22 protein-coding genes are annotated in these 23,765 nt (G+C 56.4%); 16 read left to right on the forward strand and 6 right to left on the reverse strand.

Translation table 11 applies throughout. The features are described 5' to 3' along the window. Positions 1-86: 86 nt before the first annotated feature. From K2F33_RS10270 to K2F33_RS10280, 3 genes are all read right to left on the reverse strand, one after another. Positions 87-1,754 carry a DUF4179 domain-containing protein gene (locus K2F33_RS10270; RefSeq protein WP_263881584.1) on the reverse strand — a complete coding sequence of 556 codons (1,668 nt, stop codon included), beginning with the start codon at positions 1,752-1,754 and terminating at the stop codon, positions 87-89. Continuing rightward, the gene (locus K2F33_RS10275; protein ID WP_089549039.1) at positions 1,702-2,268 is read right to left on the reverse strand and encodes an RNA polymerase sigma factor; all 567 of its coding nucleotides are present in this window, start codon (positions 2,266-2,268) and stop codon (positions 1,702-1,704) included. The genes K2F33_RS10270 and K2F33_RS10275 overlap by 53 nt, the downstream gene beginning before the upstream one ends. Before the next feature lie 179 nt (positions 2,269-2,447). Beyond that, positions 2,448-2,927 (reverse strand): GAF domain-containing protein, encoded by a 480-nt coding sequence (locus K2F33_RS10280; RefSeq protein WP_263881585.1) that lies wholly within the window; start codon positions 2,925-2,927, stop codon positions 2,448-2,450. 247 nt (positions 2,928-3,174) lie between these two features. Between K2F33_RS10280 and K2F33_RS10285 the strand changes: the two genes are divergently transcribed. Both K2F33_RS10285 and K2F33_RS10290 read left to right on the forward strand, forming a co-directional pair. Further along, a complete protein-coding gene (locus K2F33_RS10285) occupies positions 3,175-3,483 on the forward strand; it encodes a hypothetical protein (RefSeq protein WP_076175925.1) in 309 nt (102 codons plus the stop codon). A 71-nt stretch (positions 3,484-3,554) separates the two neighbouring features. Next, the gene (locus tag K2F33_RS10290; RefSeq protein ID WP_263881586.1) at positions 3,555-4,037 is read left to right on the forward strand and encodes a hypothetical protein; all 483 of its coding nucleotides are present in this window, start codon (positions 3,555-3,557) and stop codon (positions 4,035-4,037) included. 116 nt (positions 4,038-4,153) lie between these two features. Here the strand turns inward: K2F33_RS10290 and K2F33_RS10295 are convergent, their stop codons facing one another. Then, entirely contained in the window at positions 4,154-5,158 is a 1,005-nt protein-coding gene (locus tag K2F33_RS10295) for an alpha/beta hydrolase (RefSeq protein ID WP_263881587.1), read from the reverse strand. Between the two features lie 304 nt (positions 5,159-5,462). Here K2F33_RS10295 and K2F33_RS10300 point away from each other — a divergent pair, with 304 nt between their 5' ends. The 10 genes from K2F33_RS10300 (at position 5,463) to K2F33_RS10345 (ending at position 15,669) form a co-directional block, all read left to right on the forward strand. Beyond that, positions 5,463-6,185: a thioredoxin domain-containing protein gene (locus tag K2F33_RS10300; RefSeq protein WP_076175918.1), complete on the forward strand. Its 723-nt coding sequence runs from the start codon at positions 5,463-5,465 to the stop codon at positions 6,183-6,185. Between the two features lie 12 nt (positions 6,186-6,197). Then, the gene (locus K2F33_RS10305; RefSeq protein ID WP_076175915.1) at positions 6,198-6,635 is read left to right on the forward strand and encodes a disulfide oxidoreductase; all 438 of its coding nucleotides are present in this window, start codon (positions 6,198-6,200) and stop codon (positions 6,633-6,635) included. A 181-nt stretch (positions 6,636-6,816) separates the two neighbouring features. After that, a complete protein-coding gene (locus K2F33_RS10310; protein WP_263881588.1) occupies positions 6,817-7,395 on the forward strand; it encodes a GNAT family N-acetyltransferase in 579 nt (192 codons plus the stop codon). Positions 7,396-7,417: 22 nt separating this feature from the next. Further along, on the forward strand, positions 7,418-8,191 hold the full coding sequence (locus K2F33_RS10315) for an energy-coupling factor transporter transmembrane component T family protein (RefSeq protein WP_263881589.1): 774 nt from the start codon (positions 7,418-7,420) through the stop codon (positions 8,189-8,191). Positions 8,192-8,326: 135 nt separating this feature from the next. Continuing rightward, the gene (locus K2F33_RS10320) at positions 8,327-8,944 is read left to right on the forward strand and encodes an ECF transporter S component (RefSeq protein WP_089549034.1); all 618 of its coding nucleotides are present in this window, start codon (positions 8,327-8,329) and stop codon (positions 8,942-8,944) included. Continuing rightward, positions 8,925-10,520 carry an ABC transporter ATP-binding protein gene (locus tag K2F33_RS10325; RefSeq protein ID WP_263881590.1) on the forward strand — a complete coding sequence of 532 codons (1,596 nt, stop codon included), beginning with the start codon at positions 8,925-8,927 and terminating at the stop codon, positions 10,518-10,520. The genes K2F33_RS10320 and K2F33_RS10325 overlap by 20 nt, the downstream gene beginning before the upstream one ends. A 194-nt stretch (positions 10,521-10,714) precedes the next feature. Next, positions 10,715-12,256 carry an MDR family MFS transporter gene (locus K2F33_RS10330; protein WP_244879416.1) on the forward strand — a complete coding sequence of 514 codons (1,542 nt, stop codon included), beginning with the start codon at positions 10,715-10,717 and terminating at the stop codon, positions 12,254-12,256. A gap of 157 nt (positions 12,257-12,413) precedes the next feature. Next, complete coding sequence (locus tag K2F33_RS10335; RefSeq protein WP_263881591.1) at positions 12,414-13,427, forward strand: S66 family peptidase; 1,014 nt, start codon at positions 12,414-12,416, stop codon at positions 13,425-13,427. A 182-nt stretch (positions 13,428-13,609) separates the two neighbouring features. Next, a complete protein-coding gene (locus K2F33_RS10340; protein ID WP_145138155.1) occupies positions 13,610-14,320 on the forward strand; it encodes an ABC transporter ATP-binding protein in 711 nt (236 codons plus the stop codon). Positions 14,321-14,403: 83 nt separating this feature from the next. Next, positions 14,404-15,669, forward strand: coding sequence for an ABC transporter permease (locus tag K2F33_RS10345; protein ID WP_263881592.1), 1,266 nt, complete (start codon positions 14,404-14,406; stop codon positions 15,667-15,669). A 128-nt stretch (positions 15,670-15,797) separates the two neighbouring features. Here the strand turns inward: K2F33_RS10345 and K2F33_RS10350 are convergent, their stop codons facing one another. Further along, positions 15,798-16,877: an NAD(P)H-dependent flavin oxidoreductase gene (locus tag K2F33_RS10350; protein ID WP_263882334.1), complete on the reverse strand. Its 1,080-nt coding sequence runs from the start codon at positions 16,875-16,877 to the stop codon at positions 15,798-15,800. A gap of 24 nt (positions 16,878-16,901) precedes the next feature. Continuing rightward, the gene (locus K2F33_RS10355) at positions 16,902-18,164 is read right to left on the reverse strand and encodes a BaiN/RdsA family NAD(P)/FAD-dependent oxidoreductase (RefSeq protein WP_263881593.1); all 1,263 of its coding nucleotides are present in this window, start codon (positions 18,162-18,164) and stop codon (positions 16,902-16,904) included. 393 nt (positions 18,165-18,557) lie between these two features. On the opposite strand from K2F33_RS10355, the gene K2F33_RS10360 reads away from it, so the two are divergent. The 4 genes from K2F33_RS10360 to K2F33_RS10375 all read left to right on the forward strand — a co-directional run bounded on the left by K2F33_RS10360 (position 18,558) and on the right by K2F33_RS10375 (position 23,760). Beyond that, the gene (locus K2F33_RS10360; RefSeq protein ID WP_244169441.1) at positions 18,558-20,153 is read left to right on the forward strand and encodes an ATP-binding protein; all 1,596 of its coding nucleotides are present in this window, start codon (positions 18,558-18,560) and stop codon (positions 20,151-20,153) included. Between the two features lie 121 nt (positions 20,154-20,274). After that, entirely contained in the window at positions 20,275-20,709 is a 435-nt protein-coding gene (locus tag K2F33_RS10365; RefSeq protein ID WP_076175886.1) for a BrxA/BrxB family bacilliredoxin, read from the forward strand. Positions 20,710-20,825: 116 nt separating this feature from the next. Continuing rightward, positions 20,826-21,635: an ammonia-dependent NAD(+) synthetase gene (gene nadE / locus K2F33_RS10370; protein WP_076175883.1), complete on the forward strand. Its 810-nt coding sequence runs from the start codon at positions 20,826-20,828 to the stop codon at positions 21,633-21,635. A gap of 373 nt (positions 21,636-22,008) precedes the next feature. Beyond that, a complete protein-coding gene (locus K2F33_RS10375) occupies positions 22,009-23,760 on the forward strand; it encodes a sensor histidine kinase (protein WP_263881594.1) in 1,752 nt (583 codons plus the stop codon). Positions 23,761-23,765 lie beyond the last annotated feature (5 nt).

Raw genomic sequence — 23,765 nt, forward strand, 5'->3', positions numbered from 1 at the left:
ATGGCCGGGCGGGCTTCTGCCGTATACGGGGGAGCATTTGTTCATTTCATGGGGTCGGATCCGAGAACTGACTTTACCAAAAGGCGTTAATTAATGGCCGCTTCAACCGTCTCGTCCGGCTCGAGCAGCACGTACACGCCCGGGTTCAGCTGCAGCGCCGTTCCTTCCGGAAGGTTCGAATACGTCTCCACTTTGGTAAACGGCCCGCTCGAAGGCGGCGCAGGGACGTAGTCCGGGAGGATCTCTTTTCCGCCGGCACGGATCACCGATTGCGATACCCCTTTAAAGGTCGGGTCCTCAGAGGAAGACTTCACGATCAACTGGCTGCCCTTCAGAAAGTAGGTGAACGTGACCTTCCGTCCGTCCAGATCCATCTGCACCTGCTGTTCAGTGGCAGTCGGCGCGGCCAGATCGTACCAATGCTTCGAAAGGTCCCTTTTTGTAATTTCCAAACCTGAGAAGATAAGCTTCATCGGTTCCCCCGACCAGTCTTTAAACCATGTCGGCGACTCAAAGCGCAGGTAGCCTTCATCCAAATATTCCCGGTGCCGGACCTTCTCGTACATGCCGGTATGATAGTCACTGCCTTCGATGCGCTGGTCCCCCAGCTGCAGGGATACGTTCGTAAAGCGTCTCACGCCCTCAGTCCAGTCATTGGAATCCTGCCTGTATGGGATTCGGATCTGAAGCGGCGTGATGACCAGCTGTTTCAGGTTCAAATTGACGTTTGCGGCCTGTTCCTCATTTGCCGGAAGCGGTTTGCTGTAAATGGCTTCGCTGGCCTTGCTGCCGTCTGCGTTGAAGTCAAAAGCCCAGGTTCCCGCTACTCTCTTGACCTCCTGCAAATAGGTCAGGTGAAGCTTGGCTCCCTTCCAGTCCCGTTCCGGAATGGTGAAGGTCGACTGGCACAGCAAATCGTTACCGTCCGGGGGGAGGACCGCCCGGGACACGCTTTGATACGTGTGCGAACCGGAGGTGATCACCAGGTGGGGGTCCAGATCGCCTGGATCCTCAAGCGGTGACGTCAGGGCATACCGGATGGTCAATTGGTCGTTTTTCCGGACGATCGATTGGATCTCCACAGCCGCGAAGCCGTCTGAAGACGACGATGGAGCCAGCATGGAGCCTTCGGCAATATCTCCCTCAAGAGGCAGATCGTCATATTGGTAAAAAACCAGGTTGCTGGCGTCCAAGTGCATGCTCCGTTTAGACTTCTTCAGCTCATCCTGCAGCTCGAACATCCCTTTCAGTGTATCTTTTTCCTCATCGCGTTTGAGCAGAACGTTTGGCTTGGCATCTTTCCCCTTAGAATCGGACAGGGAGACGGATTCGAAATCGACGGCGTCATAATCCGGAAGGCCCGGAACCTGCATCGTAAAAAGCACATCCATCTGCTCGCCGTCCGTCACGACGCCGTGCAGCTTCATCGTTGTGCCCGACTGCCGGGCACTCAAATCCAGCGGCTCGCCAAAGCCGTGCTGAATGGCATTGTTCACACCCGGCCGTCCCCACAAGTCCCAGCCCGGGTTTATGGCTGCAAACACGGGAACGGCTACCGCCAGGAAGACCACAGCGGAAGCGGCCGCCGGAACCCACTTGCGGGTCACCGATGACCTTTTTACAGTTGAAGACTGGCCTGAACGCCGTCGTCCAACCTCTTCCTCGATCGTGCTCCACATCGCTTCAAAATTGGGAGCGGGCTCAGGCTTTCGTGAAATGGCCCGTTCCATCTGTTCCAAGCTGAATCGGTTCATCGTCGTTCTCTCCTTTCATGAGGGGGCAGGAGGGCTTAGCGATATATTTTCTCATGAGCGAAAGCCCCTTATTGATTCTGGATTTGACGGTCCCCAAAGGAACGCGGATCATGTCGGCGATTTCCTGCTGGGACAGCCCGTTAATGTAACGGAGAATCATCACCATCCGTATGTTCGCGGGAAGCCGCCCGTACAGCCGGGACAGCTCCAGGGCCAGTTCCCGCCCTTCGACCGTTTCCTCGACCGAATGCGGGGCAGCCGCCAGATGCCGATAGGAAAAGAGCTTTTCCTTGATGACGCCCGCTTTCGAGCGGCGAAGCGAGTTTTTGCACAGATTCGCGGCGATTTGAATAAGCCAGCGCCGGATATCCTGAATAGAGCTCCGGTCCGCGAGCAGTGCCCGGATAAACGTCTCCTGGCAGAGGTCTTCGGCATCTTCCCTGCGCTGCATCATATAGTAGCAAAAGCTGTAGACATCCCGGTTAAAGGTCTCGAACAGCTCTTTGTCCGTCATTGCTTCACCTTCCTTGACATGCAAAGATCCATGGAACTGATGCCGGCCGGCGGTTGTTCCATCTGACCATAAGACAAACAACGCCGTGTTTTCGTTCATTATCTTATCATGCAGGAATGGAAAAAAGCGGTCTTCCGCATCATAAGCAGAAGACCGCTTTATTTTCCCAGGATCCTATATTACAGCTGTGCCGTCAAAATACCGGCAAACTGTTCGAGAAACTGCCGCTCATCTTGGTCAAACCGCCCCTTCAGCGGGCTGTCGATATCGAGTACGCCGATCAGGCGCTCTCCCTGGACCAGCGGAACGACAATTTCGCTGTTCGAGGCGGCATCGCAGGAGATATGCCCGGGAAACTCATGCACGTCATCGACCACAATCGTTCTCCGCTCGGCTGCCGCTGTACCGCATACCCCTTTACCCAAAGGAATGCGGATGCAGGCCGGGAGCCCTTGAAACGGTCCGAGAACCAGCTCAGTTCCATCGAATAGATAGAAACCAACCCAATTTATGTCAGGAAGGAAGCTGTTCAGTAGGGCCGAGGCGTTGGCTAGATTGGCAATGGAGCTGGGCTCATCATGGATGAGCGACTTAAGCTGTTCGAGGACGGCTGCAAATTGGTCATTCCGGTTTCCTTCGTAGGGAAGGGCTTGAAACATGACGATCCACCTCATTTCTGTCTTTTAACCGTTGGTTAATTATAAAAGATAGTATACAGGAATTCCTTCCACGTCAAGTGAAATTCCTCCCTCTAAAAGTCATGGTCATATCCTGTGAAGCCTGCTGATTCCGGCGTCCGGCATGGCTTAAACAGGGATTCGTATTGTTTCCCGGCAGCGGAAGAAGGGTAAACAATGGTAATGACAGGCTCATTTTTACAGGCGTTCGCCGGAAGGAGAGGAATCTATGCGTGCAGACGTACAAAATTTATTCATGAGTATCCACATGCTTTACCATGCCCATCACCATGACTTGACCATCCGTGATATGCAGCCCGTGCTGGAGGCGCACGGCTACAAGGTGGGAGAACGGGAAGTGAAGCAGCAGCTGGAGCGCCTGACCGAATTGAACTTTCTGACGGCTCACGGCGATGAATACAGCTTGACCGGAACGGGAATCGGGGAGTTCAAGGAAATTCAGGTCATGCTTCAGAAGCTGTGCGGGGAAGTACTGGCACCACTTGAAGAAACGGAGAGCGCGAATGCCGGTGCTTAACGCCCAGGCTTCCAAGATCAACTTCCTGCCACCTAGAATCGTTACCGCATCTTAGAATGGAGGGAATGAATATGCACAAATGGTTGACTACGGTTTTAACGACAAGCCCGGTGCGGGTGCTCGCGGCGGAGCTGCCCGATGCAGGGACTGAGCACAGCGCACATGGAGCATGGTATTGGTTGTCCTATGCGCTGGCGATTCTTGTGTTCGGATTTGCCATATATGTCATGATTGGAGCGCGTTTGAAGCGCCAGCTCAGTCGTTTGAAGCATACGCTGTCGGATGAATTGGTAAAGGTCAACGGCACCCTGGTAGCCGAAAAATCCTCGGAATTAACAGAGGAAAGAGCAGGCCAATATGCGCAGTCCCATATCCGCAGGCTGACGGATTTGAGGGACCGGCTGAGATCGGATGTGGATGAACTGAGCGAGCTGGATGTTTCCGTATTCGACCTGAAGGGATTAAACCAAGCGATCAGTCATTACAATGCGGAGAAAATGAGCATCCGGGAAGACATTGCGGCAGAGGAGAGCAAGCAGTACAGGATGCGATAAGGCTGTCTGGCTTCATGTTCAGAAAATGGAAAAGCCCCTTGGTCCGAAGGAGAGGAGTCCGGAGTCCAAGGGGCTTTTTTGAGTTGTAATTAATGTTGTGAGATGGTGCAGAAGTCTTACATATTAAATTCCGGCTGAGGAAGCCCCGCCTGAACAGGTTCTTCCACAAGCTCCTCGGCCTGTTCCGGCTGCATGGCAGGAACGGCCCCTTCCATCACATCGCGGACAAATTCCTGCACGGCTTTTTTATACAGCTCCGGGTTGACCCCCAGCGCATTGCCGTGGGAGGCTCCTTCAACGAGAAGAAGCCGTTTCATTCCTTCTTTGGCGGCAAACAGTTCCTCGCTCATCTCCGTCGGGATATAGCGGTCCCGTGTGCCATGGATAAACATGACGGGAACGGGGCTGTACCGGGCGGAGCGGACGGGGCTGACCTGATTCAGCGTAAAGCCTGCTTTCCGGAACAGTCTGCGGTCGACGAGCGGAAGGAACACAGCCGCGGGAATACGGTTCAGCGCCTGCATTTGATGATACATCAGGCGCGTCAGATCGGAATAAGGGCAGTCGGCGATGACAAAGGCGGCGTCCGTGTGAGGCAGCGACAGGTATTCCAGCACGGTGCCTCCCCCAAGCGACATGCCGTGCAGGCCGACGACCGAGTCGCTGCCGTACGTCGCGCGTATCCACCGGATCCATGAGTCGATGTCGTGCTTTTCGTGGAACCCGTAGGTCGTATATTTGCCTTCGCTTTTTCCGTGCCGGCGCAGGTCGATCAGAAGTGTGTTGAACCCATCTTCCCGGAAAATGTCCATAAAGGGAATCGATGCCGGAAGCGAGGCGGTATATCCATGGACGAGAATGACGAAACGGTTGGAGCCTGACGGGTGCGGTATGAGCATGCCGTTCAGCTTCAGCCCGTCATAGCTCGTAATTTGAACCTCCTCCTTGGGCAGCGACTCAAAGTAGTCCTGCTTGAACAGCCCGACCTGCTCCATGGCTTGAAAGGTCTGCTCATACGTGAGGGCTTTCATCTGCGTCATTTGATAAAAGGCGTAACGTGTAATTCCTATCGCGGCCAGGACAGCGGCAAAAACGACAATAACGGCAGTCTGCCACTCCATAATATTCCCCCCCCTTCTTTTCAAACAGTTAAGGTAAAAGTAGTATCACCGGAACGTTTCAAGTCAACTCATATTTTCATGAAAAAACTCACTACGGGCTGTCATGTAATTGATTTTGTTACAATTTATTTAACAATTCCCGATTTGACCGGTTTTGGAAGCGGTTCTTTCTGGTCATCGGCGGGGGGAGATGCTAGAATAACCTAGAGAAGAAGTGTTAAGTAACTTACATTAAGGAAGAACTAAAGACCCAAATGCCAAGGCGCCTCAGCTTTAGTTCACAGGAAAGGAGACGTCAGGCTTCGTGAAACCGAAGAAGAAGCAAGTCAACACCGTGGCCCAACGTAAAGCCCAGCGGGCAGCGCAGGAGAAACGCATGAAGCGGATCATGTGGATTACAGGTGCATGTATCGTCGTCTTGGTCCTGCTGCTGGTGTTCATTCGGCCGCAATCCAAGGAAGCATCGTTTGATTACAGCTCGCTCCCGGTGCTGGGAAATCCGGAAGCCCCGATCAAGATCGTGGAGATGGGCGACTACAAGTGCCCGGCCTGCCAGTATTTCAGTCAGGACATCGAGCCGAGCCTGCAGAAGGATTTTATCGATTCCGGTAAAGCTGCGCTCTATTTCATGAATTACCTTATCATCAGTCCGAATGCGGACTCCAACACGGCTGCACTGGCCGCGCAATCGGTGTTCCATCAGAACAAGGATGAATTTTGGAAGTACTACCACGTACTCTTCGACAACCAGCAGGATGAAAAAACCGAGTGGGCAACGCCAGAGTTCCTGGTGAAGCTGGCCCGCGACAATAACATCAAGGTGGATTACGATCAGCTTAGCAAGGACATCGAGGAGAAGACGTACCAGGATGAAGTGGACAGCCATATGGCTACCGGCAACAAGCTGGGCGTGAACAGCACGCCAACGCTGTACGTAAACGGCGAGAAGGTAGCGGAGAATGTCACGCTCGATTACAACGCACTCAAGAGCTATTTGGATAAAAAGTCGGCTGACACCGACAAGTAAGGGGAGTTTCGGATGGAAGGCAACCGTTTCATTGCGTTCATCAAGCCCTACAGCCTGTATTTTGCCTGGATCGTGTCCCTTATCGCCACGGGAGGCAGCCTGTATTTAAGCGAAGTGATGCACTATGAACCGTGCAGGCTGTGCTGGTTCCAGCGGATATTCATGTATCCGGAAGTGATTCTGCTCGGAATCGCCAGCTATAAAAATGACCGTAAAATCATTCCTTATGCGGTGACCCTCAGCGCGATCGGCGGCTGCATCTCGATCTATCATTATGCGGAGCAGAAAATTCCGGCGCTTGCCAATGCACTGCCGTGCAAGGTAGGCATTCCCTGCAATTTCGATTATTTGAACTGGTTTGGCTTCATTACGATCCCGCTCCTGGCATTGATCGCTTTTATTTTTATCATTGCGTTTCTGCTGATGGGAAGAACGGAAGCACAGCAATAATGGTGTAAAATACAGCGATGGACAAGCACTCCGGCTGCAGCCCTCCTCAAGGACACAGGGTAAGCGCCGGGGTGTTTTTTGCGTTCATATGGCAGAAACCGGGAGGGGAGGCGCTCTTGTGCTGCAGGGGGCAGGCGTTGTACATTGATAATATTGCAAAGTACATGAAGGGGGCGTTGGGATGAGCTATCAATGCAGCGGGAACATTCCCGAGCTTGAAGGGCCGCGGATCCGGCTCCGTCCGCTCGAGGAAGGCGACGCCCCGGCGCTGTATGCGTGCTGGACCGACGAGGAGGTGCGGAAGTACTCGGATCTTCCGGACCTGCCGGACGAAGCGGCGGCAGCGGAACTCATCCGGCTGCTAAATCGTTTGGCGGCCACCGAGGATGGGCTCCGCTGGGGAATTCTCCTGCCGGGGGCCGGGATCATTGGCAGCTGCGGTTTGAATTGGTGGCAGCTGGAGGGTGCTTACCGGGGAGAAATCGGCTGCGAGCTTGCGAAGCCCCATTGGGGAAAGGGCTACATGCGCGAAGCGATCGGCCTGATGCTCGGATATGGCTATCGGACGATGGGCCTCAACCGGATTGAAGCGCTGACCGATCCGCGGAATGAACGAGCCGTCCGTCTGTTCGGGTCCCTCGGATTCACGGCCGAAGGACGGCTGAGACAGTACCGCCATACGGCTTCAGGCTTTCACGATGCACTGCTCCATTCGCTGCTGCGTGAAGAATGGGAGCAGGCGGAGTATAACAAGTTTTAGATCAAGGAGGAGCGATCAGACGATGATCCTATCGTATCAAGGGGGAGGCTCGCCGCTGCACCGTATCGACCCACTCAGCAAGCTCGTGGTCCTGCTATGCATCGCCGTGCTGACGATGCGTTTGCACACATCGGCAGGGCAGGCACTGCTGCTTCTGGCGGCCTCGTTCATGGCCCGAACGGCAGGCGGAGTCAGCTGGAGAAGGCAGTGGAAAGCGATGGCTTTCCTGATCGGTTTTGCGGTTCCGTACTTTATACTGACCCTGCTGACCGTACCCGGCAGCCATACCATTTGGCAGTTCGGCATGCTGCACGTCACGACGGAGGGAGCTGATGCGGCCGGTTCGGTGACGCTGCGCATGTTTACGGTGTTTCTCTCATCCTTTGTCTACATGGTCACGACCGATCCCGGCGATCTTGTCACCGCGTTAACCCGTCGGATGAGGGTTCCTTACCGGTTCGCCTTCGGCATTTCGATGGCGCTCACGTTTTTGCCTTTGCTTCAAGAAGAAGGGAGAAGCATTTCGGCAGCTCATCAGGTCAGGGGAGCAGCCCGCCCTAAGGGAGTCAAGCAGCGGTTAGGCTGGTGGAAGGTGTTTGTGTCCGCCATTTTGCATAATGCCGTGCGCCGGATTCAGCAGACTGCAGGAGCGATGGAAGCCAAAGGCTTTGGCGCATATCCCGAGCGTACGTTTTTAAGGGAGCAGCAACCGTCTGCTGCCGGGCATATCACGGCGGTTGGGGCCGTGCTGATTACCGCGGCATTGTGGTGGTATATCCACATTGTTAACCTATGATTTATTTTTTAGGTTGACGTTTCGAATCCGATCATGCACAATAGCAGGGAGGCTAGGCCAATCGCAGGGAATTTGCGATGCGAGCCTTCAAGGGTGAGAAATCCCACCATTTTCCTGATTAGGAGTTGACATGAGATGGAAACTTTATCACAATCAAAGAGACGTGTTGTCCCGTTTACGACGCTGGACATCGTGCTGATGGCGATGCTGGCCACAGCGAACGCGGTATTGACCTTTTATTTATCTTACATTAATAAAATGCTGAACAGCCTGGGCGGGCCCGTGGCGACCTCTACCATCGTCGGCGTGTACATGGTGTACGGCCTGCTGGCCTATTACATTATCCGCAAGCCGGGAACCGCGGCGATTACATACGGAATCGGCGGCGCGATCCAGTGCTTCGTAGGCAATACGTACGGGATTGCAGCGAGCATCGTGGCGGCACTGTGCTATCTGGTTGTGGCGGAGGCCGTATTTTTTCTGCTTCGCTACAAACGCTGGAATGCCGGTGCGATGATGCTGGTCGGCGGCGCGATGGTGCCGATCTGGTTCATTTGCGCGGCGAACATGTTCGGGTATACGTCCTGGAGCTTTCAGGTGCTGGCAATAACGATGGTGGTGCGGATCATCAGCGGCATCGTGCTGTGCGGCCTGCTCACCAAGGTGCTCGGGGATATGCTTCAGCGGAGCGGACTGCTTAAACGTTTTGCCATTGGCAGAAAGGCTTCTGCGGATGCAGGGAACTTCCATTGAGCTGACGGAGCTTTCTTATTGGTACGAAGATGTGGAGGAGCCTGCGCTCCGCGGCGTGTCGCTCACGATTCCGGCCGGACAGTTTACGGCGGTAATCGGACCGGGCGGCAGCGGCAAGTCTACCCTGTGCCAGCTGCTTAGCGGCTATCTTCCGCGGAGCGGAGGCGGCCGCCGGGAAGGGAAGGTACGGCTGGACACGATTGACCCGGCGGAAGCTCCGATCGCTGAGATCGCCAAGGTGGCCGGCATCGTGTTCCAGGATCCCGACGCCCAGCTGGTGAGGGGCGTCGTCGAGGATGAGGCCGCGTTCGGGCCCGAGAATCTCCGCGTGCCGCCGGCGGAGATCGAGTCCCGCGTGGCCGAAGCGCTGGCGGCGGTGAAACTGACCGCCCGCCGCCGTTCCCCGGTGCGCGAGCTGTCCGGCGGACAGCGCCAGCGCACCGCCATTGCCGCGGTGCTGTCGCTGTCGCCGCGGATGATCGTCTTCGACGATGCATCCGCCAGCCTAGACCCCGCGGCGCAGGCGCAGTTCGTGCAGCTCTGCCGCAGGCTGCACGCCGAGGGCCGGACCGTCGTCACGGTGTCCGGCCGCTTCGACGATGCCGCGCGCGCTGCGGAGCGCGTCATCGTCCTGGACGGCGGCGCAGTCCTGATGGACGGAGCGCCGCAGGAGCTGCTGCGCACCAGCCGGGAACGGCTGGCGCAGCTCGGCGTGCTGCCCCCGTGGGAGGGGGCAGCGGAAGCCGGCGCGCATGCAGCGGAGCCGGCCGCCGGGCCCCTGCAGAGCGCCGGCATGGTGACGGCGCCGGCGCAGATGCCGCCGGGTGCGGATGGCCCCGGCGGTGACTCGGCTTCCGGACCGCTGCTGGAGGTCCGGAACCTGAGCTACACTTACCCCGGAGGGCAGGAAGCGCTCCGGGACGTCTCGTTTGCGATGCATCCGGGAGCGTGGGGCATGCTGACCGGTGAGAACGGTTCGGGCAAAACGACGCTCACCCGCCTCCTGATGGGCCTGCTGCCGGTTCCTTCCCGTTCGGTATATTGGAAGGGGCGGGACGTATCCGGGATGCCGGTTCATCAGCTGGCCGGGGACATCGGATACGTGTTCCAGCAGCCGGAGCATCAATTCGTGGAGCATACAGTGTGGGATGAGCTCGTGTACGGCTTGCGGATTCGAAGCGGCTGGCGCCGGCGGCAAGCTGAACTGACGCCTGAGCAGACCGAAGCGGCCGAGGCGCTGCTTGCGGCTGCCGGGCTGAGCGGACGTCGTCAAGACTCCCCATACCTGCTCAGCCAGGGTGAGAAGAAGCTGCTCAGCGTCATCGGCCAGCTGATCCAGCCGAAAGCACTCTACATTCTCGATGAGCCCACTTCGGGCATCGATTACCGCGCAGCGCAGCGGCTGCTGAAGCTGTGCCGGGGTGCCGCCGCCCAGGGCGCTGCCCTGCTCATGATTACCCACGACCCCCGCCTGGTGGAGGAGGATGCTTCTTTCGTGCTCCGGCTCGATCAAGGCAAGGTCGAAGATTACCGGCAGTTGGGCCGGAATCACGGACTTATTCATGTACGGTCATAGACAGGAAGATTTCGTTTGACGACGGTCGAAGGATCGTCTACGCCTGAAACTTCATGCCATTCTATTTTAATAAACCCTATGCATCCGCCCAGTCTGAAAAGCGGTCTCTTACCGGAGGCCATTTTTCGTGCACTGGGTGGATACGTTTCGTTATAAGGAAACTTTGTCAAAACGGGAGAAAGGATACAAATAACGTGAATCGATCTGACCATTTGCCTGGAAAGCAGAGCCGGAACTGGATTCTGGCCGGAATCCTCGTATCCACGTTCTTGTCGGCCATCGAAGGAACCGTAACGGGACCGGCCGGTCCGGCCATCATCAGCAGCTTTGGCGGCATGAAGCTCCTCAGCTGGATTTTTACCGCGTACCTGCTGACCATGGCTGTATCCACTCCGATTTTCGGGAAAATCAGCGACCTGTATGGCCGCAAACCGGTATTTCAAATCGGGTCGCTGCTGTTTGTCCTGGGATCGCTGCTGTGCGGCTTCTCGCAAAGTATGGGCCAGCTGATCGCGTTTCGGGCCATTCAGGGCATCGGAGCGGGGGCGGTCATTCCGGTCACTTTTACGATTATCGGGGACGTCTACCGGATTGAAGAACGCGCCAAAATCCAGGGACTCATCAGTTCGGTCTGGGGCATTGCCTCCCTGATCGGACCGCTCATCGGGGGATACTTTGTCGACTATTTGAATTGGCGCTGGATTTTCGGCTTTAACGTGCCGTTCGGGCTGCTGTCCATGTGGATGATCGCCCGCCATTTCCACGAACAGCGGCAGGAGCGTGCTGAAACGCATGTCGATTTCGCAGGTGCCGGAACGTTTACGGTGGGGATGACGGCGCTGCTGTTTGCGCTGGCGACCGGCGGGCAGTTTTTTGCCTGGTCTTCGGTTTGGATCGTGCTCTGCATCGTGCTTGCCCTGGTTTTCCTGGCAGCCTTTATCGTGGTGGAGGCCCGGGCGAAGGAGCCGATGCTGCCGCTGAAGCTGTTCAGGATCCGCGACATTTCCGTATCCACCGTCGCCGCCATGCTGACCAGCGCGTTGCTGATCGGCCTCACGACGTATACGCCGCTCTGGATTCAAGGGGTCATGGGCAAAAATGCCACGATGTCCGGGCTGACGATGGCACCGATGTCGATCGGCTGGCTGTTCGGCTCCGTAGCGGGGAGCCGGCTCATTCTTACCGCCGGTTCGCGGAAAACGACGCTGATCGGCCTGGCCGGCATCGTGATCGGGGCTCTCGGGTTAGCCTGGATCGGCGAGGGGACGCCGCATTACGTGATTTTGATTTTTACCTTTATCTACGGCCTCGGCTTCGGATATTCCAACACGGTGTTCACAATTATTGCACAGTCCTCGGTCGGTTACTCGCTTCGCGGCGCGTCGACGGCGCTGAATACCTTTATCCGCTCGCTGGGCCAGACGGTCGGCGTCGCTGTCTTTGGATCGTTGATCAACTTGACGCTGGCCGGGCGGCTCGCCGATACTCCCGGACTGGAGCGGGTCGGCCAAGAAGAGGTCAACCAGCTGCTGACTCCGGAAGGAAGCGCGTCGCTTCCCAAGGAGCTGTGGAGCGAGCTGAGGCATATTCTTGAGGGGAGCCTCCATTCCCTGTATGTCGTGATGGCTGTCATCGCCGTCGTAAGCCTTCTGATCGTGCTCGGACTGCGAAATACGGTTCCTTCGGCCGGGCCGGAGGAAGAGGAGGAAGGAGCGCGGGAGGGCGAGAAGGTTTAAAACATCATAGCGTTGCTGTCGCAGCAAGGATTCTTCGATGTCCGGAGAATCCTTGTTTTTTTGGAATCTCGGGGCTCGCCAATACCGTAACATCGTCATTGTTCCAGCCGTCCTTTTCTAGTAAGATAGGGGGAAATCTTACGGGAGGGATGCGGCAGTGATTCAATATCCGCGAATGGAAAAAGGGGCTGTCGTCGGTGTGACGGCTCCCTCCTCGGGCATAGAGCCCGGTCTACACGACATGTTCCGCACGGCCGTCAGCCGTATGGAGGAGAGGGGCTATCACATACGTGTCGGGGAGACGGTCTGGACGCAGCACAAGGCCAAGTCGGCCCCCGCCAAGGTCCGTGCCGAGGAGCTGAACGAGATGCTTGGGGATCGCCAAATTGGTGCGATCATTCCTCCGTGGGGCGGGGAACTCCTCATCGAAATGTTGGACCGGATGGACTTTGACCACATGCCGTCGAAATGGATTCTCGGCTATTCGGACCTCAGCGTCCTTCTTCTGGCCATTACTTTGCGGACGGGAATCGCCACTGCTCACGGGCTCAATTTCGTCGACCTGCGGGGGACGTATTCGGATGATACTTCGGCCATGTGGGAGGCCGTGCTGACGGCCAAGCCGGGCGATCGGATTGCTCAGCAGGCATCGGCCAAATACCAGAAGGAGTGGCGTCATGACGATCCGAGCTCGTGCGTCTTCCATCTGACGGAGCCGACGGTGTGGAAGACGGTTTCGGGCGGGCCGGAGTCAATGCAGGGCCGGCTGCTCGGGGGATGCGTTGACGTTATCCGCCATTTGATCGGCACGCCTTACGGGGATGTGGCAGCATTCCGGAAGCGCCATATTCCGGGCGAACCTCTCCTCTGGTATTTGGAGAACTGCGAGCTGAACACGGCCGATCTGCGCAGGTCCCTTGTTCAGATGAAGTATGCCTGCTGGTTCGAAGGCTGCGCCGGGCTGATGTTCGGCCGGAGCGCGGCCAACCGTCCCATGGAAGGATACACGGTGGAGGATGTATACCAGGAGCTGTCGGAAGAACTGGGCGTACCCGTCATTTACGATATCGACTGCGGTCACGTGCCGCCGCAAATGACGCTGGTGAACGGCGCTTATGCCGAAGTGAAGGCGGATGGCGGCGGCGGAACGCTGGTCCAGTATTTTAAATAAGCACGCCGGCTGGGGAGGGATTTCAGTCCCCGGACGTATGGATTATCGGGTGAACTTTTCATATAGTTAAATTATGATGCAGGGTCGGGACGCAGCGGTTCCGATCCATATGGTTTTGGTCGCCTTTGTTGATATACATAAGCTCTATGGCTGAAACGGATTATTTTTGCTGGAGGTGGATCATGGAGCCATTGCTGCCTGTGCTCGATGTGCATATCGAGGAAGCGGGATATGAAGAAGGTCAGCCGCGCATTTGGGACGTTTCTTTTCAAGTGGCGCCTGGCGAGCTGCTGGGCGTCATCGGTCCGAACGGTGCCGGAAAAAGCACGACGCTGAAGACGCTGCTCGGTCTGCTGAAGTACTCCAAGGCGTCCGTAACGATCGGAGGGGAGAGCGGGCGGTACGCCTACATCCCCGAGCAGCCGGTGTTTTATGACGATTTGACGCTCTGGGAGCATCTCGATTTGGCTGCGGCTGCTTACGAATTGGAATACGAGGCTTTTGTCCGCCATGCGGAGGAGCTGCTGGCCCAGTTCGGCATGAGCGGGGTGAAGCATCAGCTCCCGGCCGGTTTTTCCAAAGGGATGAAGCAGAAAATGATGCTCATGCTCGGATTTCTGGCGGAACCCGATATTTATATCGTGGACGAGCCCTTCATCGGCCTGGATCCGCGGGCGACCAAGGATTTTTTGCGGCTCCTGGAAGAGGAGCGGGGCAGGGGCGCCGGCGTGCTGATGTCTACCCATGTGCTGGATACGGCCGAGCGGATCTGCGATGCGTTCGTGATGATCTCCGGCGGGCGAATGGTGGCCAAAGGGGATTTGACGGATATCCGCAGGACGGCCGGGCTGCCGGACGCCTCGCTGTTCGACTGCTTTGATGCCCTGACCTGAGGCCGGATGCTTCGACGAGCCCAGTCTTCGTGGACCGGATATTTCTTCGCAGACTGGCTGACATCCATGGAAAGGAGATGAACATGGCGGACTCAAGCAATACCGGTTATGCCTACCCAACCCCCGGGCGATTGTTTTGGCACCGGCTCCGGACCCACTGGAAGGAAACGATCGCCGTCATCCGGTCAGTGGCGGACTGGACGGTGCTCCTGTATATGCTGATTCCGGGCGCGCTGCTGGGGGGAAGGCTGTATTACGGTTTATGGAAGGAGCCGCTCCCGCAGTGGAGCAGCCATATGATATTCGGCGTTATTCCTGTATTTCTGTTATTGTGGCTGTCAGCGGGAAAAATGTTCCTTATGGTTCGGGAGGCCGACGTTCTCTTCATTCATCAGCGCGTACGGTGGCTGCGCGGGCTGATGCTGAGGGGAGGCATTTACAGCATGATCGCCACAGCCCTGAAGGCGGGAGCGGGCTTTCTGCTGGTGCTTCCCTTTATGGTCCGCAGATATGGGATCAGCCTTGATGCTGCCTGGTGTTGGCTGCTCTTCACGGTGATGGCCGGCGGCCTGATGGTCTGGCTGAAGCATTTCGCACGGATCCGGGCTCACGGCTGGCGGAGATGGCTGCTGTATCTGCCCATGGTCGTGCTTCCGGCCGCAGCATACGTCACATTGTCGGTATGGTGGATAGACAGCCCGTCCTGGCTGGCTGCCGCTTCCGCCCTGCTGGCGGTGATCAACGTGCTGCTGCTCCTGGTGCGGATGAGAACTCGCGGCACATTTATGAACGATATCCAGGAAGAGCTGGTTCAGCGGACCAAACTGACCGGACTCGTGCTGAGCAGCGCCATGGACAAACCGCGGAAAATTCGCAGCAGACCATGGATTTTCCGGCGGTCCCAGCGTCTGTTCCGATCGACAACGCCAGTCGATCGCCTGGCCGGGGCATGCGTGAAGGCATATGTACGCCAGACGAAGCAGCTTACAGGATATGCGCAGGTTATGTCGCTCAGCGCGGCCATTCTGTTGACGCTGCCCCCCGGGGTGAAGATTCTGGTCTACGCCGCGCTTCATTTGCTGCTGGCTTACTGGCTGTATTTGAATGCAGCGGCCTTTATGAAGGAAGGCTTTGTTACGATGCTGCCCTGGGCGGACGAGGTGAAGCTGGGCGCCATGAAGAAGGCCGTGCGGATGCTGCTTGCGCCGTATGCGCTCGTGACGTCAGGGCTGCTGCTGTTCTCCATGCTGCCGGTCTGGATAGCTGCGGTTATGCTGATTCCGCTGGCGCTCGCAGCTGTTTGGATCACGGTAACCCTTCTTCAGTTGCTGATGCTGCGAAAGATATGATCAACAGCTCTGCTCCAAATATATACGTTCTTAATCTAAAAAAACGCCGGATCTTAGATCCAGGCGTTTTTTGGTAGGAAAGCATAACGTCACATCATTGCATCACAATCGTACGAATCGCGCAGGAGCTAAGATTCCAATATTTCGAGCACCTGCCGGACGGTTTCCTCCACGATGTCTGCGGCGCTCTGGCCCGCTTTCAGCATTCTTGTCGCCTGCCCGGCCCACAGCGACATGTAACCGGCTTGATTCTGCCGGGCGGCCGCGTTCCGAATATCCCGGGTCGCCGTGTTCTGCGTCGGGAACGGAAGCGGCTCTACGCCGCTCTGGTTCCACTCCCGGACGAAGGCGTTGGCGATGCCCCGGGCGGGCCGGCCTGAGAAGGCCTTGGTCAGCACCGTGCTCTCTTCGGTGCTGGCAAGCAGCGCCGCCTGGTAGGCGGGATGCGCACCGGATTCGGCCGCCGTCAGGAAGCGGGTGCCCATTTGGACCGCCTGCGCTCCCAGAACCATGGCGGCGACCATGCCGCGCCCGTCCATGATGCCGCCGGCGGCGATGACCGGGATGGACACCCGGTCGGCGATCTGCGGCACGAGGGCAAAGGTGCCGATGTTCGCCCCCATTGGGTGAGCATCGACGTTGAACGTGCCGCGGTGGCCGCCGGCCTCGCTTCCCTGGGCGACAACCGCATCGCAGCCGGCGCGCTCGGCTTCCAGCGCCTCCTCCACGGTGGTCGCCATGGCGACCACCTTCATGCCGGCCGTCTTGGCCAGCTCCATTTGCCGCGGGGACAGCACGCCAAAAGCGGTGCTGATCACGGGAACGCCGGCTTCAAGCACTTCGGCGAACTGCCGCTCCAAGTGATCCGGCGTTTGGACCGCCTGGGGCGGGGCGGGAGGCAATCCCAGATCGTCCCGGATGGAGTCGAGCACACGCTGGACCTCGGCGGTCCGGCGATTGTCGTCTTCCATCGGGACGGTGAACAGATTGACCGCAAATGGGGCGCTTGTCCGCCCGCGGATGTCCGCGATCGCTGCGCGGATCGCCGCAGGCTCCATGTAGGCCGCCCCCAGTGTGCCGAGGCCGCCGGCATTCGATACGGCGGCCACGAGTTCAGGCGTCGTGGGACCGCCGGCCATGCCCGCCTGAAAAATAGGGTAACGAATGCCGAATTGCCGGCAAAAATCATTGTTCAGCTCCATCCTCATACCGATCACCTCGAAATTGGATTATTAATGGTAACCCGCTGCGTGCATGCCGGCGGTATAGCCGGTCGAGAAGGCGGCCGTAATGTTGTAGCCGCCGGTGTATCCGTGAATGTCGAGTACTTCGCCGCAGAAAAACAGCCCCGGCATCAGCTTCGATTCCATCGTCTTCGGATTGATCTCCTTCAGGTTGACGCCTCCGCCGGTGACAAACGCCTCCTCGATCGATTTGGTGCCGACCGCGCGGAAACGGAACTGCTTCAGGCAGGCGACAAAATCCCCCCACTGCTGCTTGGGAAGATGGGCGTAGGTCGCGTCCCCGTCCAGCTGGGATTTATCGAACAGCAGCGGAAGCAGCCGGTCGGGGACCTGGCCCTTGAGCACGTTACGGATCGCCTTTTTCGGCTCGGACGCGAGTTTGTCCCTAAGCAGCTGGTCGAGTGACGAAACGTCCAGATCCGGGAACAAGTCGATGGCCATTTCGACGTCGGGCGTATGAAACTTATTTTTGACCTGCCGCAGAAATTGGCTGCATCGCAGGGCGATCGGACCGGATACGCCGAAATGGGTAAAGATCATATCCCCGCGGTGCCCGATCACTTTTTTACCTTTGGGATTCCACACGGAGAGCTCCACGTCCCGCAGGGAGAGTCCCTGAAGCTCCTTGGACTGGATCCACTTTTCATGGGAAACGATAGGGACTTCGGTAGGGTACAGCTCGGTAATGGTGTGGCCGGCGGCCTCTGCCCAAGGGTAACCGTCACCGGTGGATCCAGTATGGGGCACGGATTTGCCGCCGGTGGCGACAATGACGCTGGGGGCTCTGTAAATATGGCCGGACTTCAGACGAACGCCTGCCGTTCTTCCATCCTCATAGAGCACCTCCTCAATCGGGCTGTCCGTTTTGATCTCCACGCCGAGCCTCTTCACCTCCTGAATGAGAGCGCCCACGACGCTGGCGGCCTTGTCGGATACCGGAAACATCCGCCCGTTGTCCTCTTCCTTCAGGGCAATGCCGAGCCCTTCAAAAAAGCTCATAATATCCCGGTTGTTAAAATGCTGGAACGCGCTGTACAAAAAGCGGCCGTTGCCCGGGATATGGGCGATCAGGTCATCGGTTTCTTTAGCATTGGTTACGTTGCAGCGGCCTCCTCCGGAAATGCCGAGCTTGCGGCCAAGTTTATTTCCTTTGTCCAAAAGCAGGACAGATGCCCCATGCCGGGCGGCCGAGACACATGCCATTAGACCCGCGGATCCGCCTCCGGCAACAATTACGTCATATCGGTTCACTGGTTAAACTCCTTTATTTTTACGTCAGTCTATTTTCCTGTTTCGTGTGTCCTTTTTTAGGATATATCAGGATATATTGTAATATCGTGTTGGCTGTGATTTAATCAAAAGGAAATCGTCTTTCATCATAAAACAGCGGTACATCTTCCTATTCCTTGTAGTCCGTTAAACCTGTAATGAATCGCTTTCACTCGAACGGCAAGAAGAACCAGCTGCAATCACTAAAGATTCGTATTGGGAACTACACATACCTGCCCTGGCGGGGAGGAGGGATTGGCGATTATTTACGCACTGAAAAACATTATAACACAGGTACTTATGGCCGGTTCCTTCGCTTTTCTCTTCCCAATGGGACTGGACAAATATGTCCGGGTTTTTAGGCGTAGAAAGCGAATGGAAGCCATGGATTTTGATCTTGTCATTATTTTGTCCAGCGCTCTGACGATTTTGCTCTGCTCGATGTTTTCCACCTCCATTTTTAACTACATTCCATTAAACCTGGGCATTCTGCCGCTGTTTATCGGGATGCTGTATGGAGGATATAAGACAGGCCTGCCTCTGGCGGGGCTGTGCCTTCTGTGCGACTTCATATTTAATCCCAATTGGACGGTACTCGGTTTGTTTCTGCATACCGGATTACCGCTATACCCTCTTCTGATCTGGATGTCCCCAAAGTTCCGGAAAGGGCCGCTCACGGAGAAGATCAACAAGCTGTGGCTGTGCCTTATGCCTGCGATGCTATTGATCACGGCCGCCCCGATTATCGAATCTCCCAACCTGAATTTAACCGATGCAGGGCTGGTGCTGATCGTTCTCTTCTATATATTAACCAGTATGTTCACCGGGGGTACTCTGGTGTATATGATTGAATTTGCTCTGGAGAAGCTGCGGCTGAAGGAGCAGGTTATGGGCATCTCCGAGAAATATCTCAGGGAAGAGGAGAAGCTGCAGCAGGTCATCGATGCTACGCCCATTTCAATGGTTTCGGTCGATCATGCCGGCAATATTACAAGCATCAACGACACGATGATGAACCTGGTCAAGACGAAGGACCCCGACCTTACTAAGCAGGACGTGCTCGGCTACCCTGTCACGATGTTTGTGGATATCATGGGTCAAGACTACATCAACTACCGGATCGTTCAGGCGCTTCAGGGCAAGAAGCTGGGCAATGAACTGATCCGCATCGGAACGCATAACTACTACATAAGCACATCACCATTAACGAATACACATACAGGTGCCATTATCGGAGCGGTCCTCGCTTTTCAGGACGTGACCGAGCTGGCGAGGCTGCGAAGCGAGCTGGAGAATGTGGAAAGACTCAGCCTTGTCGGTCAGATGGCGGCCAGCATCACCCATGAAATACGCAATCCCATGGCCGTCGTCCGGGGCTTCCTGCAGCTGATGAAGGAGAAGAGCCCGGAAGCGCTCGACCATTACTACCGGATCGTCATGGAGGAACTGGACCGGGCGAACGGGATTATCAACGACTTTTTATCCCTTGCCCAGAACCGTATCGCCGAGAAAGAACAATGGCATCTGCATACGATCATCAGCGATTTAAGCCCGCTGTTGTGGGCGGATGCGAATCTGCGCGGACAGACGATCGAGCTGATCCTGGACGAGAAGGTCCCGGAGCTGAGCCTGAACGCCAAGGAAATCAAGCAGCTGGTGCTGAACCTGTCGCGCAACGGCATGGAAGCTATGGAGGAAAAAGGGCAGCTGACGATCGAGACGAGGCTGAACGACTCCTTTGTGGAGCTGATCATCAAGGATACGGGGATGGGGATCGCCAAGAGCAGGCAGGAGCGGCTGTTCGAGCCGTTTTTTACGACCAAAGCCAAAGGTACCGGGCTCGGTCTTGCCCTCTGTCTCAGCATCGTGGAGCGCCATCACGGCAAAATATCGGTAGAATCGGAGGAGGGAAAGGGGACGGCTTTCACCATTCAGTTCCCCGTTACGGATTCGTGGGCGGGAATGATCTGACAGCCCGCAAGGCCGCTGCTTCTCTTGATTTCGACCCTTATGGATGTATAATAGGAGTATTAACAGCGGATGTTGTTATGAGCTTGTCCATTGATATTTTGTATCCAAGGAGTGATAGGGAATGGCCATGTCTTTTGACAGATATATGAAGGATATGATTCAACCGATGCGTGACGAACTGACGCGCCTCGGCATTAAGGAACTTAGAACCGCGGAAGAAGTGGAGACTCACCTTCCGGACGCGCCGGGCACCACGCTGGTTGTCGTTAACTCGGTGTGCGGCTGTGCCGCCGGCCAATGCCGTCCCGGCGTAGCTCAGGCTTTGCAGCATGACATCGTGCCTGACAATCTATTTACGGTATTTGCCGGACAGGATAAAGAAGCGACCGCGAAAGCACGCGAGTATTTCGCTCCGTATCCGCCGTCTTCTCCATCCATCGCCCTGATGAAGGACGGGGAGCTTGTTCATTTTATTGAGCGTCACCAAATCGAAGACCGTTCGGCTCAAGAAATTGCCGACGATCTGATCGAAGCGTTTGACCGGGTGTGCCGTTAATCGGCGCACCTCGTACATAATGCCCCGGGTATTCGGACATCCGATACGTACGGGGCTTTTGTGTTTGCAATCACACCGTATTTAATCGACTATTCTGTTCAAGAGAGGTGCTTATCGTGAGTTTGCAGGAAGAAATTATTGCGGCCCTTGGCGTGAAGCCGGCAATCGATGTGGAGAGCGAAGTCCGGAAAAGGGTGGATTTCCTGAAATCCTATGTGAAGAGCGCGGGGGCGAAGGGACTGCTCATTGCCATCAGCGGGGGGATCGACAGCGCCGTGGCGACCGGCCTGTGCAAACGGGCGACCGACGAGCTCAGCGAGGAGGAAGGCAAGGAATATATGACGCTGGGCGTGTTCCAGCCCTATGCGGTTCAGGAGGATATCGAGCACAGCTACGCGGTGGCGGAAGCTTTTAACCTGAAATATAAGGCCGAGACCAATATCGAGGATGCCGTCGGCGAAATTGCCTTGGAAGCGGAGCATGGGCTCAAGCAAATTGGCATCCACCGCCACCTGACCCCGCAGGGCAAAGGGAATATCAAGGCGAGAACACGCATGGTGATGCAGTATGCGCTGGCATTTGACCTGAACCTGCTCGTCGTGGGAACGGACCATGCTTCCGAAGCCATTACCGGCTTCTACACGAAGTGGGGCGACGGTGCGGTGGACATTACGCCGCTCAGCACGCTCAACAAGCGTCAGGTCCGCCAGCTGGCCGGCTACCTTGGCGTGCCGCAGGCGATTCTGGATAAGGCGCCTACCGCCGGTTTGTGGGAAGGCCAGACGGACGAAGGCGAGCTCGGCATTACTTATGACGAGAACAGCGACTATCTGGAAGGCAAGGAAGTGAGCCCGCAGGCGAAGGAGCGCCTGGAGAGCTACTATAAGCGTACCGCACATAAGCGCAATTCGATTCCGGGCATCTAAGCTGACTCCGGGGAATCAAGGGCAGGCCGCAAACAGCGGCCTGCTTTTTTTTGACCTCATATCGGGCGTAGCTATGCCGTTCTCCATCCGTTTGGTTGCGAAAAGTGCTGAATTGTTGAAGAATGAACCATTTTCGGGGCGGAGCAGGCTCCCTACAATAATAAGAGAACGGCTCTCCGATTCATCCGGTCATTTGATCACGCGTTCCATGGCGGGTTCACTTAAGGCAGGTGGGGCTTCTTCTTTGGTGAAAAGAACGCTACTCGCATGCATCCGTTTCCAGTATAATGATGATGCTTTTAGACATGTTCTGACAAAGATGCACGTCTTGCTGATCCATGACTTTAAAAATATGCGTAAGGTGTGAACTGCCGTGCCCAGAAATACATTATTCCGTAAAATGGTGCTATTGCTCGTCATGATGCTTGTTCCGATCGTGGGCCTTTACTTCTATTCCAACCGTACGAGCACGGAAGTGCTGGGGACGGAGCTCAGCCAATCGAGCGCCAACCAGCTGAACTTTTTCCAGACGCAGGTCAACACGAACATCGAGCGCTTTTCCTTGTGGCCGACCCTGCTGATCCAGGATCCCGATATTTTCGGATTTAAGGACGTTTTTTTGAACAGTGAGTATTTCAATCTCGACATGATTAACCTGGTGAAACGGATCCAGACGAAGCTGAACATTCAGGAAAGCTCGTCAGACTGGAAAACGAAGCTCTACATTTTTTCCCCGTCGCTGGGGCGGATGGTGTCGGACAACGACGTGGAATCCTACGATAACGACGATTTGAAGAAGCGGATGAGGCCCGGCTGGCAGGTGAAAAAGATGGGGGTAGGAGACGGGGCGTACTATTCGTTCTCCTTGTTCACGGCGTATCCGTATTCTTCCTTCAGCCATCCCGAAGACGCCAATCTGATCATCGAGCTGCAGTTTGACAGCAGCAATATCCAGAACATGCTGGACAAGTTCAAAAGCGACGGGCGGCGCGACCCGATCTACTACAGGCCGGACATGGGCGTAATCTATAACCGGTCGGCGGATCGGCCGCTGACAGACTCCATCCTGCGGCAGCTTCGGCAGGAGCCGCTGAAGAAGGCGGAGAACCGGAGGCTCGTGCTGGACGGCGAAACCTATCTGGTCAACATCGCCGCCTCGGACACCACCGGCTGGTACCTGATTGACTACGTGCCGCTGAAAGAAATCGTTGCGCCGATCGAGCAGTCGAACCGGCTGTTTTATGTTTCCGTCGGCTTGACGCTGCTGCTCAGCTGTCTGGCAGCTTATATGCTGTATGCCCAGGTTCAGGTTCCGGTGAAGCGCCTTGTTTTGGCGTTCAAGAAGCTGCAGCACGAGGATTATTCCGTCCGGCTGGAGGCCAAGGGAAACAATGAATTCGGCTTCGTGTTCCAGCGCTTCAACTCGATGGTCGGGCAGATTCAGGAGCTGTTCGAGAACGTGTATATGGAGCGGATCCACGTCAGGGAGGCGCGGCTGAAGCAGCTGCAATCGCAGATCAATCCGCATTTTTTCTACAACTGCTTTTCCTTCATTTCCAGCATGGCGAAGCTCGGGAACATGAAGGCCGTGGTGGCGATGGCCCACAACTTGTCGAACTATTACCGTTACACGACACGGCAGGAGAGGGATGTCGTCCCGCTGCAGGAAGAGCTGGACTTTGTCCGCAGCTATTTGGAGATTCAGAAGATGCGCAAGCCTCAGCTCGAATTTGCTGTTGATATCCCTGAGGTGATGCGCAAATGGGAAGTACCGCTGCTGGTCGTCCAGCCGCTGGTTGAGAATGCGGTGCTGCATGGAATCGAGCCGAAGTCCGGCGCAGGCAGCGTGCGGATCGCCGGTGAAGTCGGACCCGGTGAAATGCGGATCATCGTCGAAGACGGCGGCCGCGGCATGACGGAAGAGCAGATGGAGGGGCTGCGCCGTTCCTTGACCCTGCCGATGAGCCAGGATATGGGCTGCGGGCTGTGGAACGTGCGGCAGCGCATGCTGATCCATTACGGCGACACCGCCGGGCTCCGCTTCGCAAAGTCCGGTCTGGGCGGCGTCCGGGTAGAGCTCCACTGGCCCATTGAGCATACCAATATACGAACGGGCAGCAGGTAAGGGGG

The organism is Paenibacillus sp. PSB04, assembly GCF_025809195.1.
GTDB lineage: Bacteria > Bacillota > Bacilli > Paenibacillales > Paenibacillaceae > Paenibacillus_AQ > Paenibacillus_AQ favisporus.